At 34.0% G+C, this 19,467-nt stretch carries 22 protein-coding genes; 7 read left to right on the forward strand and 15 right to left on the reverse strand.

The window, feature by feature from the left end; all coding sequences use genetic code 11:
• Together ACIQ32_RS06745 and ACIQ32_RS06750 are read left to right on the forward strand one after the other, a co-directional pair.
• On the forward strand, positions 1 to 615 hold a 615-nt coding region (locus ACIQ32_RS06745; protein ID WP_396194925.1), incomplete at its 5' end, for a DALR anticodon-binding domain-containing protein.
• Between the two features lie 11 nt (positions 616 to 626).
• Positions 627 to 1,067 carry a hypothetical protein gene (locus ACIQ32_RS06750; protein ID WP_396194926.1) on the forward strand — a complete coding sequence of 147 codons (441 nt, stop codon included), beginning with the start codon at positions 627 to 629 and terminating at the stop codon, positions 1,065 to 1,067.
• Between the two features lie 34 nt (positions 1,068 to 1,101).
• On the opposite strand, the gene ACIQ32_RS06755 is transcribed toward ACIQ32_RS06750, so the two are convergent.
• Genes ACIQ32_RS06755 through ACIQ32_RS06765 form a run of 3 tightly spaced genes read right to left on the reverse strand, consistent with a single transcriptional unit; the run spans position 1,102 to position 5,092 of the window.
• Positions 1,102 to 3,624, reverse strand: coding sequence for a TonB-dependent receptor plug domain-containing protein (locus ACIQ32_RS06755; RefSeq protein WP_396194927.1), 2,523 nt, complete (start codon positions 3,622 to 3,624; stop codon positions 1,102 to 1,104).
• A complete protein-coding gene (locus ACIQ32_RS06760; RefSeq protein ID WP_396194928.1) occupies positions 3,614 to 4,525 on the reverse strand; it encodes a FecR family protein in 912 nt (303 codons plus the stop codon). The genes ACIQ32_RS06755 and ACIQ32_RS06760 overlap by 11 nt, the downstream gene beginning before the upstream one ends.
• Before the next feature lie 45 nt (positions 4,526 to 4,570).
• The gene (locus tag ACIQ32_RS06765; RefSeq protein ID WP_396194929.1) at positions 4,571 to 5,092 is read right to left on the reverse strand and encodes an RNA polymerase sigma factor; all 522 of its coding nucleotides are present in this window, start codon (positions 5,090 to 5,092) and stop codon (positions 4,571 to 4,573) included.
• Between the two features lie 103 nt (positions 5,093 to 5,195).
• Here ACIQ32_RS06765 and ACIQ32_RS06770 point away from each other — a divergent pair, with 103 nt between their 5' ends.
• The 4 genes from ACIQ32_RS06770 (at position 5,196) to ACIQ32_RS06785 (ending at position 9,382) form a co-directional block, all read left to right on the forward strand.
• Positions 5,196 to 6,239, forward strand: coding sequence for a hypothetical protein (locus ACIQ32_RS06770; protein ID WP_396194930.1), 1,044 nt, complete (start codon positions 5,196 to 5,198; stop codon positions 6,237 to 6,239).
• A gap of 202 nt (positions 6,240 to 6,441) precedes the next feature.
• Positions 6,442 to 6,903, forward strand: coding sequence for a hypothetical protein (locus ACIQ32_RS06775; RefSeq protein WP_396194931.1), 462 nt, complete (start codon positions 6,442 to 6,444; stop codon positions 6,901 to 6,903).
• A gap of 127 nt (positions 6,904 to 7,030) precedes the next feature.
• Positions 7,031 to 8,368, forward strand: a complete 1,338-nt coding sequence (gene ffh, locus ACIQ32_RS06780) for a signal recognition particle protein (protein WP_396194932.1) — start codon at positions 7,031 to 7,033, stop codon at positions 8,366 to 8,368.
• 126 nt (positions 8,369 to 8,494) lie between these two features.
• Complete coding sequence (locus ACIQ32_RS06785; RefSeq protein ID WP_396194933.1) at positions 8,495 to 9,382, forward strand: bifunctional 5,10-methylenetetrahydrofolate dehydrogenase/5,10-methenyltetrahydrofolate cyclohydrolase; 888 nt, start codon at positions 8,495 to 8,497, stop codon at positions 9,380 to 9,382.
• A 34-nt stretch (positions 9,383 to 9,416) separates the two neighbouring features.
• On the opposite strand, the gene ACIQ32_RS06790 is transcribed toward ACIQ32_RS06785, so the two are convergent.
• From ACIQ32_RS06790 to ACIQ32_RS06805, 4 genes are all read right to left on the reverse strand, one after another.
• A complete protein-coding gene (locus ACIQ32_RS06790) occupies positions 9,417 to 10,379 on the reverse strand; it encodes a hypothetical protein (RefSeq protein ID WP_396194934.1) in 963 nt (320 codons plus the stop codon).
• A 63-nt stretch (positions 10,380 to 10,442) separates the two neighbouring features.
• Complete coding sequence (locus ACIQ32_RS06795) at positions 10,443 to 10,868, reverse strand: DUF1456 family protein (protein ID WP_396194935.1); 426 nt, start codon at positions 10,866 to 10,868, stop codon at positions 10,443 to 10,445.
• Positions 10,869 to 10,912: 44 nt separating this feature from the next.
• Positions 10,913 to 11,713, reverse strand: a complete 801-nt coding sequence (locus ACIQ32_RS06800; RefSeq protein ID WP_396194936.1) for an alpha/beta hydrolase — start codon at positions 11,711 to 11,713, stop codon at positions 10,913 to 10,915.
• Positions 11,714 to 11,717: 4 nt separating this feature from the next.
• Positions 11,718 to 12,194, reverse strand: coding sequence for a hypothetical protein (locus ACIQ32_RS06805; protein WP_396194937.1), 477 nt, complete (start codon positions 12,192 to 12,194; stop codon positions 11,718 to 11,720).
• A 109-nt stretch (positions 12,195 to 12,303) separates the two neighbouring features.
• Between ACIQ32_RS06805 and ACIQ32_RS06810 the strand changes: the two genes are divergently transcribed.
• A complete protein-coding gene (locus tag ACIQ32_RS06810; protein ID WP_396194938.1) occupies positions 12,304 to 12,705 on the forward strand; it encodes an excinuclease ABC subunit B in 402 nt (133 codons plus the stop codon).
• A gap of 53 nt (positions 12,706 to 12,758) precedes the next feature.
• On the opposite strand, the gene ACIQ32_RS06815 is transcribed toward ACIQ32_RS06810, so the two are convergent.
• From ACIQ32_RS06815 to ACIQ32_RS06850, 8 genes are all read right to left on the reverse strand, one after another.
• A complete protein-coding gene (locus tag ACIQ32_RS06815; RefSeq protein ID WP_396194939.1) occupies positions 12,759 to 13,193 on the reverse strand; it encodes a VOC family protein in 435 nt (144 codons plus the stop codon).
• A gap of 97 nt (positions 13,194 to 13,290) precedes the next feature.
• Entirely contained in the window at positions 13,291 to 14,979 is a 1,689-nt protein-coding gene (locus ACIQ32_RS06820; RefSeq protein ID WP_396194940.1) for a T9SS type A sorting domain-containing protein, read from the reverse strand.
• Positions 14,980 to 15,140: 161 nt separating this feature from the next.
• Complete coding sequence (locus ACIQ32_RS06825) at positions 15,141 to 15,953, reverse strand: hypothetical protein (protein ID WP_396194941.1); 813 nt, start codon at positions 15,951 to 15,953, stop codon at positions 15,141 to 15,143.
• Between the two features lie 4 nt (positions 15,954 to 15,957).
• Positions 15,958 to 16,614, reverse strand: a complete 657-nt coding sequence (locus ACIQ32_RS06830) for a hypothetical protein (protein ID WP_396194942.1) — start codon at positions 16,612 to 16,614, stop codon at positions 15,958 to 15,960.
• Between the two features lie 155 nt (positions 16,615 to 16,769).
• Positions 16,770 to 17,081, reverse strand: a complete 312-nt coding sequence (locus ACIQ32_RS06835) for a hypothetical protein (protein WP_396194943.1) — start codon at positions 17,079 to 17,081, stop codon at positions 16,770 to 16,772.
• Between the two features lie 190 nt (positions 17,082 to 17,271).
• Entirely contained in the window at positions 17,272 to 17,655 is a 384-nt protein-coding gene (locus tag ACIQ32_RS06840) for a hypothetical protein (RefSeq protein WP_396194944.1), read from the reverse strand.
• 174 nt (positions 17,656 to 17,829) lie between these two features.
• Positions 17,830 to 18,468, reverse strand: coding sequence for a hypothetical protein (locus ACIQ32_RS06845; protein ID WP_396194945.1), 639 nt, complete (start codon positions 18,466 to 18,468; stop codon positions 17,830 to 17,832).
• Positions 18,469 to 18,666: 198 nt separating this feature from the next.
• Positions 18,667 to 19,320: a hypothetical protein gene (locus ACIQ32_RS06850; protein WP_396194946.1), complete on the reverse strand. Its 654-nt coding sequence runs from the start codon at positions 19,318 to 19,320 to the stop codon at positions 18,667 to 18,669.
• Between the last annotated feature and the right edge of the window lie 147 nt (positions 19,321 to 19,467).

Below are 19,467 nucleotides of genomic sequence, written 5' to 3' on the forward strand. Positions count from 1 at the left end.
GAATTGCCTTCGGGTAAAATGAAATCTCGTGAAGGAACTGTGGTTGATGCTGATGATTTAATGGAAGAAATGACCGAAACCGCCGGAAAAATTGCTACAGAATTAGGAAAATTGGAGGGTTACAGCGTAGAGGAAAAAGCCCAACTTTTCAAAACTATTGGTTTGGGTGCGCTGAAGTATTACATCTTAAAAGTTGATCCGAAAAAACAAATTTTATTCAATCCCGAAGAGTCTGTAGATTTTGCCGGAAATACCGGTCCGTTTATTCAATATACTTATGCTCGTATTCAATCTATTTTGAGAAAAGCCGATTTTGATTTGGAACAAGATATCTCTGAAATCTCCTTGCATGAAAAAGAAAAAGAATTACTCAAGCAATTAGAATTGTTTCCGGAAGTAATTCAGAATGCAGCGCACAATCATAGTCCGGCGCTCATCGCCAACTATACGTATGACTTGGTTAAAGAGTACAATTCGTTTTACCAATCGGTTTCAATTTTAGGTGAAGAACATTTACCAACCAAAATATTCAGAGTGCAACTTTCTAAAAAAGTAGGCGATACCATTCAAGCTGCTTTTAAATTATTAGGCATAGAAGTCCCTCAACGTATGTAAATTATTGACTTATGAAATTAAAATTTATTTTCTTTTTGACATTATTATTGGTTTTTTCTTCTTGCGATGAATCGGTTGACATTCCGTTGTTGAATGAAGCAAGAGTGGTTGAAAGGATGTCTTCCGGAACATGGAAAATATCACAGTTCACCTATCAAAACACTTCAAAAACAGCTGATTATGAAGGAGTGGTGTTTGAATTTGATGCGATTACTGTTTCTCTTTCCAACACGGGAACCACACCGGTTGTAGGTAGTTGGGGTGTAATAGATGAAGGTTTCGAAGGAGAACCTGAATTGGTAGTCAACCTGGCATTAACCAGTGTAGAACCCCGATTTACTAACATCTCCGACGATTGGTACATTATTGAAAGTACTGCAACAAAGTTGCGTTTGAAAGACCAAAATTTAGAAACCGGAACTACAGATTATCTCACTTTTCAAAAATTATAAAATTAAAAAGCGACTGATTTTTCAGTCGTTTTTTTTAAAATAGGAATTTGACATTAAAATTTGGCGTGAGCTCTAAAGAGAAAGTATCAACACTTTCTACAATGTTATTTCCATTGTTTATACGATAAAATCGGTTGATACTGTTTCGAGTGTTCAATAAATTCATTACCGAAGCTGAAGTTTGCAAACTGCTTTTGGCACCCAACCGCCATTCTTTGGAAGCTGAAAAATTGACTTGAAAATAGTCTTCTAATTTTTCATTGTTTGGCTGGTTATATACAATATTCGGATTGGTATCTGATACTGTAAAACTTATCGGAGTAGTGATTGGTCGTCCGGTATGCCATTTGGCCCCTAAAGCCAACTTGACTTTCTTCCACTCATAAATTCCGGCCCAAGAAACAGCATGAGTAACTTCGAAGTTATTGGGAAACGAACTACTGTTAAGCGTTTTAAAATCGTATTGATTATTGTTGTAAGCATAACTCAACCAAGTGTAAAAACGATTGAATGATTTTTGGATTAAAAACTCACTGCCCAAAACTGAGTAGTCTCCAACTGCTCTTTCCAGTTCAAATTGGTTTACAAAGCCCTGACTACTGCTGGTAATTCCGGTAATTTTTTTGTAAAAATTATCCAAAGTGATGAGCCAATTGTTCTTTTTAAAATGGAATCCCAATGAAAACTGATTGCTCTTTTGAATCGGAATATTATCGTTGTTAGATAAGGTCCAACGGCGTTTTTCCACACCTAAAAAGTCCTGTTGTAAATCGATGATTTGAGAAAGGGTTTGACTCTTTTGTTCGCCTAAAATTTCCAATCGCCAATATTTGTTCAAGGCTTGGTTAAACTGCAATCTAGGTTCTGCTAAAAAAACACCGAATTTGTCAAAGTAATTTGCGCGCAATCCGGCTCGGATAAAGGTATTTTTACTTTCGGTTTCATAAACACCTTCGATTATACCTACGTGTGACAAGAGTACGTTGGTAATGGTTCTGGAGAAGAAAGGCAGGTTGATTTCGTCAAAATTAGTGACGCCGGTTTCGTTAAATTGATAGCCGGTGTTAAGCATCAATTGGTTTGATAATCGATTGGAATTTCTAATCTGAAACCCATAATCGAGGACTTTGTTTTTTTGACTCAAAATTTGGTTACTTTCCAATGTTTGATTAGTGGAATTCAAATCGTATCCCGAAAAATAACCTTTAAACTCAGTAGTGTGTTTGGAATTCCATTCGGATTTCCACTGGATACTGCCGCCAAAACTCTCTTGCTCCAAAGCGCTGTTTTTATTTAAAACATCGGTGGATTGGTTGAATTGCAACGTGTTTTCAATGGCTATGACATCGATGTTGAATTGGTGTTTGGTGCCAATCTTTTGTTCAAATTGTGCTGTAATGTCATAAAAATAAAAATCTACCTCACTTTTGTAACCCACAATTTCATTAGTACTCAAATCGGTGATTACCGTGTTTTGGAAGATTCTGTCGCTATAATTACTGTATGTTGGCGATTCTACAATATCGGTCAAAGAACGCCGTGCTGAAAAGGTAAAATTTGAATTATCGGAGATTTTTATTTTGGAGTAAAATTCGGCACTAATCATATTGGTACTCAAACTTCCGTTGGTGCTTTCCGGAGTATTCGTTCTGGAGGAAATGTCAACCAAACTCGAAACACTTTCTCCAAAAAAGGCAGAACTTCCGTTTTTACTGATGGTGATATTCTGAGCCAATGACGGATTGAAAGCTGAAATTAATCCGAAGAAATGCCCGGTTTGAAACATCCGAATCCCATTCCATAAGAATAAATTTTGGTCATGTGTTCCACCGCGAACGTTGATATTGGAAATGGTTTCATCCACACTGATAATGCCCGGAACTTGTTGCATGGTTTGCAAAACATCGGGTTCGATTAAACCGGGTAACAACCCGAATTTTTTCGGTTTGATGACAATAGTTCCGTCGTTTCGTTTACTGATTCCGGTGGCTAAATATCGTTGGGTTACTACTTCATCCAAAGATTGAAGTATGGGTTGTAGTTTAAATTTAGGACAATCGGGTACATTTAAATCTTCCGGATTGATGGTAAACGTTGTGTATCCTTGGTGTTGAATTTGAATCAATTCAGAGGATAATTTCGGAATTTCAAAATGACCTTTGGCATCGGTAAAGGTTGAAAAGTTAACCCTGTCAATTTTCACTAAGGCGTTTTCAATTCCAAGTCCGCTCTCGGCATCGATTAAAAAGCCACACAAAGGTTTGTCAACTTTTTGATCATTAAAAATGGAATAGTATTTTTCGCTGATTCGCTTAAATTGAAGTTGGGTAAATCGTTTCAGATAACTAATCTTTTCCTCCAAGGACCATTTTTTATCAGGTGGCGTTAAGGCGTATACAACAATTTCATCTTCAATATAACTAAAACGGACTTGGTGTTGTTTGCCAATTAATCCCAAAATATTTTTCAATGGAATTTCCTTCTTATCTTTTTGAGCTATACCCAACAAAGAAAAGAGGCAAAAAATGAGTAAAAAAACGCTTCTTTTATTGAGCATCCAAGCTTTCTAAAATGTATTTGTTTTTACTAACGTTAGTAGGTTTTAAATGATAGGTAGTGGCTAATATTTCTAATGAAACGTTGATGTCTTTTGCCGGAATGATACCGGTAAATAATTGGTCATTTCGGATGTTTTTTAACTCCAAAGTTACGTTAAAATGTCTTTCCAATTCACTAACTATGGCTTTTAAATCTTCTTGGTAAAAAGCCAATTCCTGTGTAAGCCATTCCGGGTTTTGGGAGGCGCTTTCAGGGAGATTCATCATTTTTCCGTTTTCAAAAGCTACGCTCATTCCTTTAGTAATGATGATTTCGGTTTGGTTGTAATTCACTTTTACTTTTCCTTCATAACAGCTTACATCAAAGCGATTGTCACGTTGTTTTACGTTGAACTGTGTTCCCAAAACGGTTACCGTACCTAAAGCGGTGTTGACCTCAAATTTTTTCCCTTTGGCCACTTTAAAGTAGGCTTCTCCTTCCAGGTTGAGCGTTCTTTCGTTGTCCCAATTCCATTTCTTATATTGAATCTCGGAACCGGAGTTTAACACAACTTCTGAGTTATCGGGTAAAAAAAAGTTTTTCTGATTTCCGTTTTCGGCATATTCGGTAGCTGCGGCAAAGTTTTTAAACGCAAAAAATAGTCCTAAACCAACTACTAAAACAGCAGCTACTCTTAACAACCAATGTTGGGTTAAGGAAATTGTCTTCACTTTTTTCTTAGGAGCCGTTACAATGGCAGCCAATACTTTATCCTCATTAAAAGTCGGCGCTTCTAAGGTGGCGGAGTATTTTTTAATTTTTTCATACAGGACAAAATCAGGCCGGGCTTGGAATTCCTTTAATTCCGCCTCAGTCATTTCTCCGCTAAGCCACTTGGCTAATTGGTAATTTTCTTCCATAATCTCTAGCATTTCAATACTATAACATATTGAATTTATTTAACCCTACTTAAAATGATCAAATTCTTTACGCAACTCTACTAAGGCTAAGTGAATTCTTTTTTCAACTGCTTTTACAGAAATTTCAAGTTCTGCTGCAATTTCAGCATATTTTTTTCCATCTATGCGATGCATTAAAAAAGCGACTCTCTGGGTTTCATTAAGGTTTTGAATTGCCTTGTTTAATTTGGTTTTGAATTGGTCTTCCTCTAAAATAAACTCCGGATTCTCATTAGTTGATTCGCTTTTTCCTGAGTTCTTGGCATAATTCAGCACCACTTTCTGATGGGCTATCACATTCAAGGAAGCGTTATTGGCAATAGTATATACATATGATTTCGCTTTCTCCGGCGGTACATCGGCACAATTTTGCCATAACTTGATAAAAGCATCTTGTGTGAGATCTTCGGCTTGGTCTTCATTGCCAAATTTATAATACAAGTAATTTCTCAGCGCTTTGGCATGTGTTTTAAAAAAATTTGAAAAAACGGTTTCCTTACAAATCCCTGAAATCTCTTCTATTGACATATGTGGTTGACTTGAACTTGGGTAAAAATAATTATTTTTTTTTTAGTTAAGTAGGGTATTTTTGAAATCTAATGTTTTAGTTTTAGATTAATTAACACCTATTATGAAAGTTATTTTTAAATCAATCCTTGTTGTAGTTCTTTTTTCATTGGTTAGTTGCCAAAATGAAGAAGAAACCATCATTCAGGATAATACACAAAGCTTTGATAGTAATTCACCTATAGCCGGTTTGTTATCCCGAACTTCTCAAAATCCTACCGCTTTGGATAATGTGTTAGACAATTCCAGTTGTTTTAGCGTTCAATTGCCGGTGACTGTTATTGTAAACGGACAACAAATTACTGTGACTGAGGAAGCCGATTATCAAACCGTACAAGATGCTATTGATGCATTTTCCAATGATGATGATATAGTGAATTTTGTCTATCCAATCACTATTCGTTTTCAGAATTTTCAAACCCAAGTACTTCAAGACGCTGATGACTTAGACGATGTATTAGACAATTGTGATGAAGATGACGGTTTTGATGAAATTGATTGTATCAGTTTGGTTTATCCTATTGTCATTAATGTGTACGACAGTAATAATCAGTTGGCCAATACGGTTACTATTACAGGAAATAGCAGCTTGTTTAATTTTTTGAATAATCTAAGCAACAATACCTTTATAGCTATCAATTACCCTATTTCAGCAGTCAATGCCAACGGACAAACTATTACCATTAATTCCAATAGTGAGTTGGAGAATTTTATTGATGATTCAATCGATGATTGTGATGATGATAATATTGGTGGAGGCGGATCAGGAAGTGCTGATTTTACGGCTGTTTTAACCTCCGGGACTTGGTATATTTCCTATTTCCAGGAAGATGACGACGATGAAACTTCAGATTTTAATGGTTATGTTTTTACTTTCAACGGTAATGGCACTTCAACGGCTGTTAGAAATAGTGTTACTACTAATGGTACTTGGAGTACTTATGTTGATAGTGGTCAAAACAAACTCGAATTGGCTTTTGATGGTTTGAACTTAGATGAAATTGAAGAGGATTGGAGAATTATTGAGTTTTCGTCTACTCAAATCAGACTCAAAGATATTAGTGGTGGCGATGGAAGTATAGATTATTTGACTTTTACTAAGCTTTAAATTTTCAACATGAAACTTTGGCATCAAAAATTTTCAGAGCGTCAAGCTGAAGTCAAGCAACCTCTTCAAAGTTTTGAGGTTAGCCAAAAGAGTAAAATGACTTACCGTTTCCATCAATTTTTAATTTGGACAGTGATTTTCTCTGTGATTATATTAATTGTGAACTTTTTTAAAACCAATACTAACTTTATCTAAATAAACCATGAAAAAATTAATTCTAATCCCTATGTTATTCTGCCTGTTTATGCTTAATGTAGCTTCAATGTGCAGTTCTGATGATGATTCATCATCTTCTCCAGATCCAACACCGGTTATCAATGCAGCTACTCAAGGTACTTGGAGAGTAACCAGTTATGTTGATTCCGGAAATAATGAAACCAGCGACTTTGCCGGTTACAATTTTACTTTTGCCACCGGAGGAGCTTTAACAGCTACAAATGGTACCAATAGTTACAGCGGAACTTGGTCTGTTACCGGAGATGACAGTACCGACGACAGCCCTAGTAACGATTTAGATTTTAATATTAGTTTTGCCGGTCCGGCTAATTTTGCCGATCTGACAGACGATTGGGATATCGTTTCTTATTCAGCCACCACGATTTCATTAATTGATGTTAGTGGCGGAAATGGTGGTACCGATACTTTGGTATTTACCAAAAACTAGTCTGCTGTTTTACTTCAAACAAAGTTTAAGCCATCCTCAAAAAGGATGGTTTTTTTATTTCTATAGTGATTAAAGTTCGAAATCAAATCCTTAAATTTGCACTTCATAAAAAACAAAGTGTACCATTATGTTCAATAATTTAAGTGATAAATTAGATAAAGCATTACACATCCTGAAAGGGTATGGGAAAATTACGGAAGTCAATGTAGCAGAAACCCTTAAAGAAGTCCGTCGCGCCTTGTTGGATGCCGACGTGAATTTTAAAATTGCCAAAGATTTTACCACTAGAGTTAAAGACAAAGCCATAGGTGAAAATGTATTGACTACTTTGCAACCGGGTCAGTTAATGGTTAAAATCGTCAAAGATGAATTAACCGAATTGATGGGTGGAGATGCCACCGGTATAAATCTTTCGGGAACGCCGTCGGTGATATTGATGTCGGGTTTACAAGGTTCAGGTAAAACTACTTTCTCCGGTAAACTCGCCAATTATCTGAAAACCAAAAAAGGAAAGAAACCACTTTTAGTGGCTTGTGATATTTACCGACCTGCAGCTATCAATCAGTTGCATGTGGTTGGTGACCAAATTGGCGTAGAAGTTTATTCGGAACCAGAAAATAAAAATGCGGTTCAAATTGCACAAAATGCCGTTCAATATGCTAAATCTAAAGGCTACAATGTAGTTATAGTGGATACTGCCGGACGTTTGGCCATCGACGAAGAAATGATGAACGAGATTGCCAATGTGCATTCGGCCATCAAACCTCAAGAAACCTTATTTGTAGTCGATTCGATGACCGGTCAAGATGCGGTTAATACGGCAAAAGCTTTCAATGATCGTTTGGATTTCGACGGCGTTATTTTAACCAAGTTGGATGGAGATACCCGAGGTGGAGCAGCTATTTCTATCAAATCAGTGGTTAACAAACCGATTAAGTTTATAGGAACCGGCGAGAAAATGGAAGCCATTGATGTTTTCTATCCTTCTCGTATGGCCGATCGTATTTTGGGCATGGGAGACGTAGTTTCCTTAGTAGAAAGAGCTCAGGAGCAATACGATGAGGAAGAAGCCAGAAAATTACAAAAGAAGATTGCTAAAAACGAGTTCGGGTTCGATGATTTCTTGGTGCAAATCCAACAAGTGAAAAAAATGGGTAACATGAAAGACTTGGTGGGTATGATTCCGGGTGCCGGTAAAGCCTTAAAAGATGTTGAAATTGAAGACGATGCTTTCAAACACGTTGAAGCTATCATTCACTCGATGACACCCAAAGAAAGAAGTAAACCGGTTATTATTGATATGAAACGCAAAACCAGAATCGCCAAAGGCTCGGGGACAAAAATTGAACAAGTAAACCAATTGCTGAAGCAGTTTGACCAAATGAGCAAAATGATGAAAATGATGCAAGGCGGTGGCGGTAAAAACTTGATGCGCATGATGGGCGGCATGAAAGGAATGAAATAAATCAGTTTAAGGTTTAAAGTTTCAAGTGTGAAATTTTGAACCTTAATTTTTTATAGAATATCACTAACTACTCAGTTTCGGATAAACACAACTATAAAGCCGAAACTTAAACTTGAAACAACAACTATGGAATTATTAGACGGAAAAAAAATTGCGGCCGATATCAAGGCCGAAATTACGGCTGAAGTCAACAAAATGAAAGCCAATAATGAAAAAGTACCGCATTTGGCGGCAGTGATTGTTGGGAATGACGGGGCAAGTTTGACCTATGTAGGCAGTAAAGTTAAAGCTTGTGAATTGGTAGGATTTGAGTCGACTTTAATCAAAATGCCGAGCACGACTTCGGAAACGGAACTGCTAAAGAAAATTATAGAGCTAAATGAAAATGATGACATAGATGGTTTTATTGTGCAGTTGCCTTTGCCTAAGCAAATTGACACCCAAAGGGTTTTAATGGCGATTGATCCGAGCAAAGATGTGGATGGTTTTCATCCTGAAAATTTCGGAAAAATGGCTTTGGATATGAGTACTTTTATTCCGGCTACTCCTTTTGGAATCTTAGAATTATTGGAACGATATAATGTGGAAACTAAAGGCAAACATACTGTGGTTATCGGCAGAAGTCATATAGTAGGTCGCCCGATGAGTATTTTGATGGGAAGAAAAGGATTTCCGGGGAATTCGACTGTTACCTTAACCCACAGTTACACTAAAAACATAGCACAAATTACCACACAAGCAGATATCATCATTACCGCTTTAGGAGTGCCGAATTATTTAAAAGCAGAAATGATTAAGGATGATGCAGTAGTGATTGATGTTGGCATTACCCGTGTCCTAGATGATACCGATCCTAGAGGCTATAAAATAACCGGTGATGTGGATTTTGACAATGTATCAAAGAAAGCCTCATTTATTACCCCGGTTCCGGGTGGCGTTGGTCCAATGACTATTGCGATGCTTTTGAAGAATACTTTATTGGCCAGAGAACAGAAGCGTTTGAAATTAGAATAAAAAAATCCTGAGTGTAAGCTCAGGATTTTTTTTGTTATAATTTGGCTAACCAGAGTGAAGCATTAAGGTGTAAAATAGAGTGTGAAGTCAATTCTGTCCAACCCGGATATAAAGTGTCTCCGGAAGCTCCTGTGCCATCGTCAGCCGGTGAACTATCTCCAATAGCAACTACTCTTCCGGTTCCAAAAGTTGCTGAAGCACACATAATATTGGAGGTTCCTTGTGTTGAACTGCCTCTCCAAATTAAACCTCTAACGGTTGAATTAGCTGTAGTATTGATAGACATGGTAGCACCTGCAGAATATTTCAGTTGGGTTACCGTTCCTTGTGATCCATTCAATATCGGATTAGTTGTTGCACTTAATCGGTTAGCTGTAGTTTCAGAAATACTATTTAAGGTTACGGTAATTCCAAACGGATTTGTTTTAACCGAATTAGTCGACATCAAATCGTTCCAAACTCTGGCAGAATCATAACCATCATTATTTCGGTCGGAGCCACTGTGGTTGGCAATCATAAATAATCCACCTCCATTTCTAACGAAATTGAGGATTGCAGTCTTCTCGGCACTTGTGAATCTGATGTTTGGTTCAGTTATGACATATACATTGTAATTTTTTAAGTCTTGTACACCCGTTCCACCATAGGTAATTGGAGTTCCGGCCGGAAGTGTTTCCACTGTATGACCTAACTTAACCAAGGCCACACCCCAGGCAGATAAACCACCTCTCCAAAAATTTTCGGTAGTAGTGGCAGTAATGTTAGATTGCGCCGGAGTAGGAAAGCGTTGTGGAGAAGTGTCGGCATCTAAAACCCAGTCAGCATTACCGGCAGTTTCTGCTTTTGTAGCATTGAATAAGAATTTTTTCGGGGTTACGGCCAAGGTAGAAACAGTAGCCGATTTGCTGTTTGCATTGTCTTCTGCAATGGTGTCTTTGTCACAAGAAATAGCGTTAAGTGCAAAGCATACAAAGAGTAAAGGTGTAATTATTTTCATATAAAGGTTGATTTTAAATGTTTATTGAACAGGCGAATATTTCATTTACCCTAATATAAAAAATTATTTTTTACCGTTCTTGAATTTTACTTTTTCCACCACAGAAACTTTAGGAGCTGTTTTTTTAGACGCAAACTTTTTCTTCGAGGCATTTGGATTTTCTTTTTTTGGAGCAGCAACTTTAGCGGTTGTTAATTTGGGTTTTGCCGAAGTGTTTTTGCTGATTTCAACTTGATTTTGTTTAATTACATCCATTGCATTTTTCGGCTCTTCTTTGGTGCCACGCAGATGGATAACCAATCCGTTTAGAAAGTTACGCAACACTTGATCACCACATTCTACATATTTTGGGTGATCGGCATTTCTGAAAAAGTTGCCGATTTCACCTTTTGACATGCGAAAATCAACCAATTTCAAGATGTCTTCGATTTGGTCATCGCGTAATTGTAAGGCTACACGAAGTTTTTTAAATATATCGTTGTTGTTCATTTTTATAAATTTTAATTTGTACTTCGTGTTTTTTACTTCGTACTTTAAAACAGCCAAAGGTACGCTTTTTTGAAACTGTCGCGCCACAATTTTTCGTTGTGTTGTCCACCTTTAACGATTACTTTTTTATTGCGTTTTTTACATTCACAACGTTTGGTATTGACCCATTTTTCTACATTTTCCATATCAGGTATGACATCGGCATCGCCTTCGTTGTCACCGCATAAGAAATAGATTTTGGTTTTAAAATCAGGTGTTTTAGCCATTAAATCATTCAATTCTTTTCTACAAAACCAAAATGAAGGCGAGAAGCAACCTACTTTGCCAAACACTTCGGGATATTTTAAAGTCGCATAAAACGAAACCAATCCACCCAAAGAACTTCCCATAATGGCAGTATTTACAGCGTTGGTTTTGGTGCGATAAGTAGCGTCGACTTTTGGTTTTAAGGTTTTCACAATAAACTCCAAATAGGGATTGGCTTGGCCACCGCCGTATTTAGGATGCTTAAAGGGTGTAAGTTCCTCAAGGCGTTTTTCGCCACCGTGTTCAATCCCGATGACAATAACTTGAGCCTTGATACTGTCTAGTGTTTCGTCTATATTCCATTCTCCCGCATAAGAAGTTTTATCATCGAATAGATTTTGTGCATCGTGCATGTAAATTACCGGGTATTTCTTAGCACTCGTATTGTAATTTTGCGGTAAATACACCCAAATTTTCTTGGTGGTTTTGAGTTGAGGTGATTCAAGGTAAAAGGAAGAAACGTTTTTAGAGGCAGTACTTTTTTGCCCGAAAGAAAAGTTTAGGAATACGCTAAAAAGCAATATTAGTAAGGTTTTCAAGGGATTAATTATTGGTTTCTGACTCTTTTTCAGTGTCTTTCTTCTTCTTTTTGCCTTTGTCTTCTTTTTTCTTGGAATTTTCATTTTTCAAAGCATTGAACTTTTCCTTTTGTTCAGCATTGAGGTAACTTAAAATGGTTTTTTCGGTATTGTCTTGAATGGCTTTTAATTGGTTGTTTTTGTCTTCATCGCTAAACTCTTTTTTTAGCAAAACGTCAATTTCTTTGTAGCTTTTCAAAATTTCATTCTTAATGGCAATAAACTGTAAGTCATCTAATTTAAGGTCAGATTTTAAACGAAGCATTTGTTTATCAATCTGTTCGTTTCGGTTTTCTTCAATATCTTTTTGTGACGGTTGGGAAGGCGCTTGTTGATTATTAGGCATTGTATTCATTCTTCTGTTGAAGCCATTGTTAAATTGGCCGAAAGCACAAACAGACATCAAAAAACATCCAACAGTGATTATTTTAAGGTATTTCATAGTATTTGTTTTAAAGTGTAAAAGTAACAAAAACTGAGCCTTTGTTTATCATAATAAATGGTCAAGGTTTCATAAATTTTTTTATTTTAGCTGAAAACTTATCCAGATTATGAACAGATATGAAGAAAAATTAGCTTTATTGTCAGAAATGATTTCTTTCTCAGTTGTTGACGGTCGGTTGCATGAACGCGAATATCTTTTTTTAACCATGATAGCGGATGAGTTGCAGATTAGCCAAGATGACTTTAAAGGATTATTCCATCAGGAGAATTATCCAACGGTAATAAAATCAGAGTTCGAACGGATCCAACAATTTTATCGTTTGGCATTATTGATGCATTGTGATGGTGTTTTGCACGAAAGAGAGCAAATTAAGATTCATGAAATTGGGATCAATATGGGTTTGAATCCACATGCTATTAAACGTGTTTTGAAAGCGATGGAAGTTTCTCCGACTAAAATGATTTCTCCGGAGTTTTTGATGGAAGTATTTCAGGAGCAGTTGAACTAAAGAAACGACTAACAAATCTTCCGGCTGCTATAGTAACTATTTTTGTTGTTAACTTAGTTTTTTTGGTTTTGATCGAAGTCTACAATCCATTCAATACCATATTTGTCTCTAAACATCCCAAAATAAGAACCCCATGGGCTATCCGTAATAGGCATTTCTATTTTGCCTCCTGCTGATAAACCGTGAAACAAATGGTCAGCTTCCTGTTTGCTTTCTGCGCTGATTGAAATTTTGCTTCTGTTTTCATTTTCATTTACTTTTCCTAAAAACTCAGGTACGTCGTTTCCAATAAGCAGATTGGTTTTTCCGATAGGCAAGGCAATGTATATGATTTTATTTTCATCAGCTGGATTGACTTGAAAATCAGCACTAGCCAAATTTTTTAAGCGGATGACTTTTGCAAATTCACCGCCAAATACTGATTTGTAAAAAGTAAAAGCTTCTTCGGCATTTCCGTTGAAGTTAATGTGAGGATTGATTAATGCCATATTTTTATCATTTTGCGAAGTATCGTAATCACCAATTAATACTAATTCTATCTAAATTATCCAATCTTACTTCAATTTTTTTTTAATTTTTTCCCCATTATTGTTTAATAATTTTTCTTGTTATTATTTCATTTTCACATTCAAATTTTATGTAATAAATTCCATTTTGGAATATACTAAAATCAATTTTTGAATTTATAATATTTGTTTTAAGTTGTTTTCCCAAGTTATCAAATACATCGCCTTTAAAACTGCCGCAATTTTCAGTAATTGCAGAGATGTCTATAAATGAATTTGTTGGATTTGGATGAATAATTAAATTATATTTTTCAATTTCTGAATCGGATAGCGAACAATTATTTAATATTTGGCTTGAAGAATTACAGTTGGTTGAATTAGCAGAGATTGTATTTAAACCGCCGTTTGAAAGATAATTGCAAACACTTGCTACTGAACAAATACTTAATTGAGAGCAGTTTGTAATTGTTAAATTGTAAATATTTGTAAAATTTATATTATTTAAGCCTTGTAAACTGGTTAATAAAGGATTATTATCTATAAAAACTGTTCCCCCAAGATCACAAATTTCTTGACCGAAAATATATATATTTTGAATGTTTATTAAAGCATTTAAGTTGGATAGTATTGGATTGTTATAAATTCGCAACGAACATCCAATAGAAACTAATGATTCTAATCCGATTAAATTTTCTAAATTATTATTATTGTAAATTTCTAAAATACCGTTAGCAACAACTAAGTTATTTAAACCGTTAAGATTAGTCAAAGCATTATTGAAACTAAGATTTAAGCTTCCACATGACACTAGGTTTTGCAGACCAATAAGATTTTGTAGATTACTACAATTATTAACATAAAGTCCACCATTTAAAGTAGTAATCGTACTAAATGCCGATAATGAGTTTAATTGCGGATTGTTTACTAAAATTAAATTATTTAAGCTTGTTAAATTTAGTCCGTTAAAATTAGTTACCGAATTACAGTTACTAACGTTCAAATTAATCAAATTAGTTAGATTACTTAAATTTAAAAAATTATTAAATAATGGATTGTTGTTTAAGAAAATTGAATTTATAGTAATTAATGGGTTTAATCCTTCAAAACTTAAAAATTGATTATTAAACGATATGCTTAAGCTGTTTATAGTCTGTACATTACCTAAATTATTTAAATTTGATAGTTGAGTATTTCTAAGACTGATATCTCCAATTGTAGTTAAATTACTCAACCCTTGAATATTAGTAAGAGACTGAGAATTGATATCTAATTCATTCACTGACAGTAAATTAGAAAAACCTGATAAAGTTGTTAGGTTTGTATTTGAATTGATTTCTATTCTATTAATACTATTCAGATTATTAAAACTATTGATTGTATTTAGTACATCACAAGTTCTGATCATTAAATTGTTTAATGATGTTAAATTTTGAAAACTGGGTAAAGTTGTAAGTAAATCATTGTTTACAATTTTTAAATAACCTGAAATAGTTGTAATGTTATTTAGCCCGGAAATATCAGTTAAATTAGGGCAACTAGCGACTACTAAATCACCATTAATACTTATTAATGAACTTAAACCGGCAAGATTTGTAATGTTACTTCCGGTAATTGTTAAATCAACATTTAAATTTGTGCAATTTGGATAATTAGACACAAAATTATTTACACTTGTTTGCGTAGTTAAAGTCAGATTAACCGTAGGACATTGTGCTAATAAATTGAAATTAGTTAAAACAAAAAGAATTAAGATTAATTTTATTTTCATGTTTTATTTGATTTTTCGGTGAATATTGCCACCAAGGTTTAGTGGCGTCGCGTTTGTTGCGAATCCAGCGAGCGGCGTATTGTTTGCTAAGATAAATATTTTCGTGAAGAAAGTACGATTTTAGAAAAACCAGCTTTTGCGAATAGCATTATTAGCTGCTGTTAAAATCTGTATCCCAATCGAAGTAATGGAGAAACTTTTGTCCATTCCCAAAACTTGGCATTATTATTAACGATTCTTTTTTGTTCTGAATATTCAAAATTTTCATCGTTCAAGTATCTATCAACAGTTTCTATTAAATATGATTCATCATCTGAAATAGTTCTCACGAAATATACTTGCATTTCTAATGATAAAGTAAAATCATCAAAAATGTTTATTTCAGGTTTTATATAAGGACCGATTCCAAAAGATAGAGCATTTCCGGTTTCGCTATTAACAATGAATTCTTCTCTGTAATTTTCACTTGTTTCTGGATTAACTTGAGTTTGTGTTCTGGAATAATTTCCTTTACCTCTGAGATAATAAATGGAAGCTAAATCTAAACCCAAATCCAATGAAATTTTCTTTGTCAATTCAATTCTTTTGGCAATTCCAATGAAAATGTTGATGTTTTTTTGTTCGAAATCATATTTTGAAAAGTATTTGGTTTGATTAGTGTCTTCAGAATATTGTTCTTCATTAATTTTTATAAAAGAGAGCCCGATTCTTGGTCTAAAAACAATATTTTTACTAGTTACTCTTTCATAACATATTCCCAGCGAATTTGAATTTCCTTTTTTGGAGTAATTGTTAATGCCTATAACTGAGGCACCGAATCCATAGTCGTAGTTAAGTTCATTAAATGATTTCTCAAAAGGTTTATAAAATTCAATTGAAATAGCATTTTTTTTACTATTCAGACTATAGTTATTTTGACTAAATGTTGAAAGGCTAAATAGAAAAGACAAGATGATAAAATTATTTTTATTCATTTAATTAATTTTTCGAGTCTATTCTAATGTTATATTCATTAACCAGATTTATTATTTGCTCTTTATTTGCTTTTGGATTTAATAAGAGAAGCTGATCTAATTTCTTTATTATTTCGTCATCACTATTTAAATATACCTTTAATAATTCATAAACATCTTTAGTTAATTTTAACGTTCCAGAAGTTTTGATTAATTCTAATTTTGAATCATATATGGAAATGTAATATATTTCATTTTTCTGCGGCGCGATAAAACCGGGTTGATTTGGTAAACCAATAGCGGCTTCGTTTAAAACTTCAGTAAATAGTTTTACTTTTCCCACAGTTAATCTTTCTATAAATTTATATTTTATGCGGTTTTTATACTCCTCTAAATATAAATTTTCATTTCTTCTGTAATCATATTTATCCGTTTCTTTAATTTCTTTTTTTTCGAGTAGTATTCTTTCATAGTACTTTTTTTCTTTTGATAAATAGTAACTATTTATTAGATCAAAATTATAATTTTTCTTTTTGTCTGCTTTCTTTGTTTTAACTTCAAAGTCTGTCAAATTTATTTTATCTACATAAATCGTGTCATGAGAAGTAGTGACAATAAAATCAGAGGTTTGAGCATTACAATAGGAGCAAATCAATATTGCTATTAAAGTTAATTTATTCAAAGTTATTTCTTACATAATGTTTGCTAACGTTTCGCGGCTTTGCGTCTGTTGCGATGCCAGCGAACTGTGTACTTTCAGCTAAGATAATAGTTTTACGTGAAAAAAGAGTAGAGGCAATGAAAAAACAGCTATAGGCCGCTGTTATATGCAGTGTCTTAAATGTTTCCTTTTTCAATTTGGGAAATCCATATTTTTAGTCTCTTTATTTGTCTCTCTTTTTTACTGATTGTATTATAATAAATAGAAATATACATTAAAGAAAACAATATAAAACATATGATTAATGAAATTTCATAAGGAAAAACTTCAGTCATTTTTTTTCCTCTTAAAGGAATTATAGGAATTAAAAATGGAAATAAAATAACGGCTGCAATTCCAAATGGTCTCATTTTTTTCAATTCGTAAATTGAATTTTCATTCTCTATAATATCAATTTTATATTTTTCAATTGTCTCTTTTTCGGTCATTATCTTTTCTATTTATAGAGTTTTTCAAGGACATTGCATATAACGTTTCGTGGCTATCCGACTGTAGCGAAGCCAACGAACAGCGTACTGTCAGCTAAGATAAAATATTTTCGTGAAGAAAGAAGAACAATTCAAGAAAAACCAGCTATAGCGGATAACCACTGTTGTGTGCAGTGCCGTTTTATATGGATTAATTAGTTTTCAAACTTTTAATTTCTCCGATTACCTTCTGATAAATTGGCGATATTATTTCTTCTAATTTTTTTCTTTGATCAGCGTTTAGTTTATGACTTTTCATTGAGTAATGAATGTTAGTTGCATTAACGTAAATTTCAATTAGTAATTCTCTTATTACAAAGTCTTTTTCAAGTCCGCGTGATAAAATATTATACGTTGAACCATTCATTATTACCGGTCTTTCCCAATTACTATTCTCAAAAAGTTGAGCAGAAATTTTGAAAACTTTAGCAATCCCAAACTTTTCATGAGTTACATTGTCAAGAATTATTTGTACTTCTTTCCTCGAAATTGAGTGATTCGGAAGAGTATTAATTTTATCTGTTATAATTTTCATGATTTTTTCGGCGCTATTCTCGGTTTGGCATTGCACACAACGTTTCGCCGCTAACCGACTGTTGCGAAGCCAGCGAACTGCGTACTGTCTGCTAAGATAATAGTTTTACGTGAAAAACAGACGTGAAACCACGAAAATCCAGCAATAGCGGTTAACGGCTGTTAGCGGTGTTTTTTAAATTTTCCAGAAATTTTCCGTTAAATAGAATACCGTATCAATGAAATAAAGTATATCATTTCTAGTCAAAACATTTTCATCATGTAAATCTTCTAAAATAATTCCTAAATCTGAATTATAGTAATCATTGTTGCGCACGTTTTGAAACCCGTTCAATGTTAGAAAAGTTTTCACGTCTTCAAGATTTGTATTTGAAGTTATTGAGACGTAATTCTGTTTGACAATTGCATACAAAATATCCTCGTCTTTGGTAAATCCGATAAGTTCGTATGCTGTGTCCGGAAAAAAATAATTGTGAAGCAATAAGTTGTAAAAGTAATCTTTCCATGAACTGTAATATATACTATCATTCAATTTTAGTACGTGCTCACTGTCTCTTAAGTATACTTTTTGTTCGGCACCTTCACTGACATATTGAGAAAAATCGATGTCTTTAATCCAAAGGTTATTTTTAGAGATGTAATCTTCTAACTTCTCTGCTTCTTGTTTTTTGAGATGCTTCTCGTTTTCAAGAGTTGGGCTTGCTTTCTGGCCATTGTTAAGGTAACAGGTGATTGATTGGATAGTTGTTCCAAGGCTAACTTCGCTCTTTCCTGAAAGGACATTGTATATTTCATCTTTTAAATGATTTTGCATTTACAAATATAAACAAAGATTTTGCAGTTTCCACTTCACGTCCGAATTTAAAATGACCGCTAACGTTTCGCGGCTATCGGTCTGTTGCGACGCCAACGAACTGCGTACTGTCTGCTAAGATAAAGTTTTTACGTGAAAAAAGAAATACAACTCAAGAAAACCAGCAATAGCTGATAGCCGCTGTTAGCCGTTCGGTTTTTATTTTTCAAACGATTTTTTAAATGTATAATTTAATAACATTCCATCTTGCTCATTGGTGTAATTAATAGAAACACTAAATAAATGGTTATCAATAAAAGTATTATATAATTCTTGAGTTAATAAAAGTTTGTCATTTTGAGGATTATATAATCTAATCTGAATTTTATAAAAAATGTACTTACCTAACTTAACATCTGATGAGGAAGATAATTCAAACTTAAGTTCTTTAATTTTTGAATATGTTTCGGATAATAACTGCTCAGAAAATTTTTTGTGTTCTTCTAGAGTTACTTTTTTAGTTCCATCCAAAGACTCAAAGCTAGATTTGAAATAATTGTATTTGTCTTTTTCAAATCCAATTAACTGAGTAGGGTGTGGATTTACTTTTATATTTGGATTAGCTTTTTTTGTTGCTTCATAACCTTTCTTTTCTAATTCCTCTGTTCTTTTTTGATCAGTTATGCTATAGTTGTCAGGAATGGTGATTTTCCAATCAAACAAATTACATTTATAAATTCGATTCTCAACTCTTCCATTCTCTGGAACATTAATTGTGAGAATTTCATTTCCGTTTAATTTCACTGTCTTTTCTTGTGAAAAAATGATATTTATTGATGCTAATAGTAATGTAATTATAAATCTAATTTTCATATTGTCTCTTTTCTGTGGAGTTTCTTGAAACTGACGGCTAACGTTTCGCCGCTAACCGACTGTTGCGAAGCCAGCGAACTGCGTACTGTCTGCTAAGATAATAGTTTTACGTGAAAAATAGATGTGAAACCACGAAAATCCAGTAAT

Origin of the sequence: Flavobacterium sp. (genome assembly GCF_044373165.1) — a bacterium.
Taxonomy (GTDB): domain Bacteria; phylum Bacteroidota; class Bacteroidia; order Flavobacteriales; family Flavobacteriaceae; genus Flavobacterium.

Excerpts from the sequence above, each read along its gene's own strand:
- ACIQ32_RS06810 (WP_396194938.1), top strand. The coding sequence starts at position 12,304 with ATGAACAGATATGAAGAAAAATTAGCTTTATTGTCAGAAATGATTTCT.
- ACIQ32_RS06795 (WP_396194935.1), bottom strand. The coding sequence starts at position 10,868 with ATGAACAACAACGATATATTTAAAAAACTTCGTGTAGCCTTACAATTA.
- ACIQ32_RS06785 (WP_396194933.1), top strand. The coding sequence starts at position 8,495 with ATGGAATTATTAGACGGAAAAAAAATTGCGGCCGATATCAAGGCCGAA.
- ACIQ32_RS06835 (WP_396194943.1), bottom strand. The coding sequence starts at position 17,081 with ATGACCGAAAAAGAGACAATTGAAAAATATAAAATTGATATTATAGAG.
- ACIQ32_RS06815 (WP_396194939.1), bottom strand. The coding sequence starts at position 13,193 with ATGGCATTAATCAATCCTCACATTAACTTCAACGGAAATGCCGAAGAA.
- ACIQ32_RS06805 (WP_396194937.1), bottom strand. The coding sequence starts at position 12,194 with ATGAAATACCTTAAAATAATCACTGTTGGATGTTTTTTGATGTCTGTT.
- ACIQ32_RS06770 (WP_396194930.1), top strand. The coding sequence starts at position 5,196 with ATGAAAGTTATTTTTAAATCAATCCTTGTTGTAGTTCTTTTTTCATTG.
- ACIQ32_RS06760 (WP_396194928.1), bottom strand. The coding sequence starts at position 4,525 with ATGGAAGAAAATTACCAATTAGCCAAGTGGCTTAGCGGAGAAATGACT.
- ACIQ32_RS06750 (WP_396194926.1), top strand. The coding sequence starts at position 627 with ATGAAATTAAAATTTATTTTCTTTTTGACATTATTATTGGTTTTTTCT.
- ACIQ32_RS06755 (WP_396194927.1), bottom strand. The coding sequence starts at position 3,624 with ATGCTCAATAAAAGAAGCGTTTTTTTACTCATTTTTTGCCTCTTTTCT.
- ACIQ32_RS06820 (WP_396194940.1), bottom strand. The coding sequence starts at position 14,979 with ATGAAAATAAAATTAATCTTAATTCTTTTTGTTTTAACTAATTTCAAT.
- ACIQ32_RS06825 (WP_396194941.1), bottom strand. The coding sequence starts at position 15,953 with ATGAATAAAAATAATTTTATCATCTTGTCTTTTCTATTTAGCCTTTCA.
- ffh (WP_396194932.1), top strand. The coding sequence starts at position 7,031 with ATGTTCAATAATTTAAGTGATAAATTAGATAAAGCATTACACATCCTG.
- ACIQ32_RS06790 (WP_396194934.1), bottom strand. The coding sequence starts at position 10,379 with ATGAAAATAATTACACCTTTACTCTTTGTATGCTTTGCACTTAACGCT.
- ACIQ32_RS06775 (WP_396194931.1), top strand. The coding sequence starts at position 6,442 with ATGAAAAAATTAATTCTAATCCCTATGTTATTCTGCCTGTTTATGCTT.
- ACIQ32_RS06850 (WP_396194946.1), bottom strand. The coding sequence starts at position 19,320 with ATGAAAATTAGATTTATAATTACATTACTATTAGCATCAATAAATATC.
- ACIQ32_RS06765 (WP_396194929.1), bottom strand. The coding sequence starts at position 5,092 with ATGTCAATAGAAGAGATTTCAGGGATTTGTAAGGAAACCGTTTTTTCA.
- ACIQ32_RS06845 (WP_396194945.1), bottom strand. The coding sequence starts at position 18,468 with ATGCAAAATCATTTAAAAGATGAAATATACAATGTCCTTTCAGGAAAG.
- ACIQ32_RS06840 (WP_396194944.1), bottom strand. The coding sequence starts at position 17,655 with ATGAAAATTATAACAGATAAAATTAATACTCTTCCGAATCACTCAATT.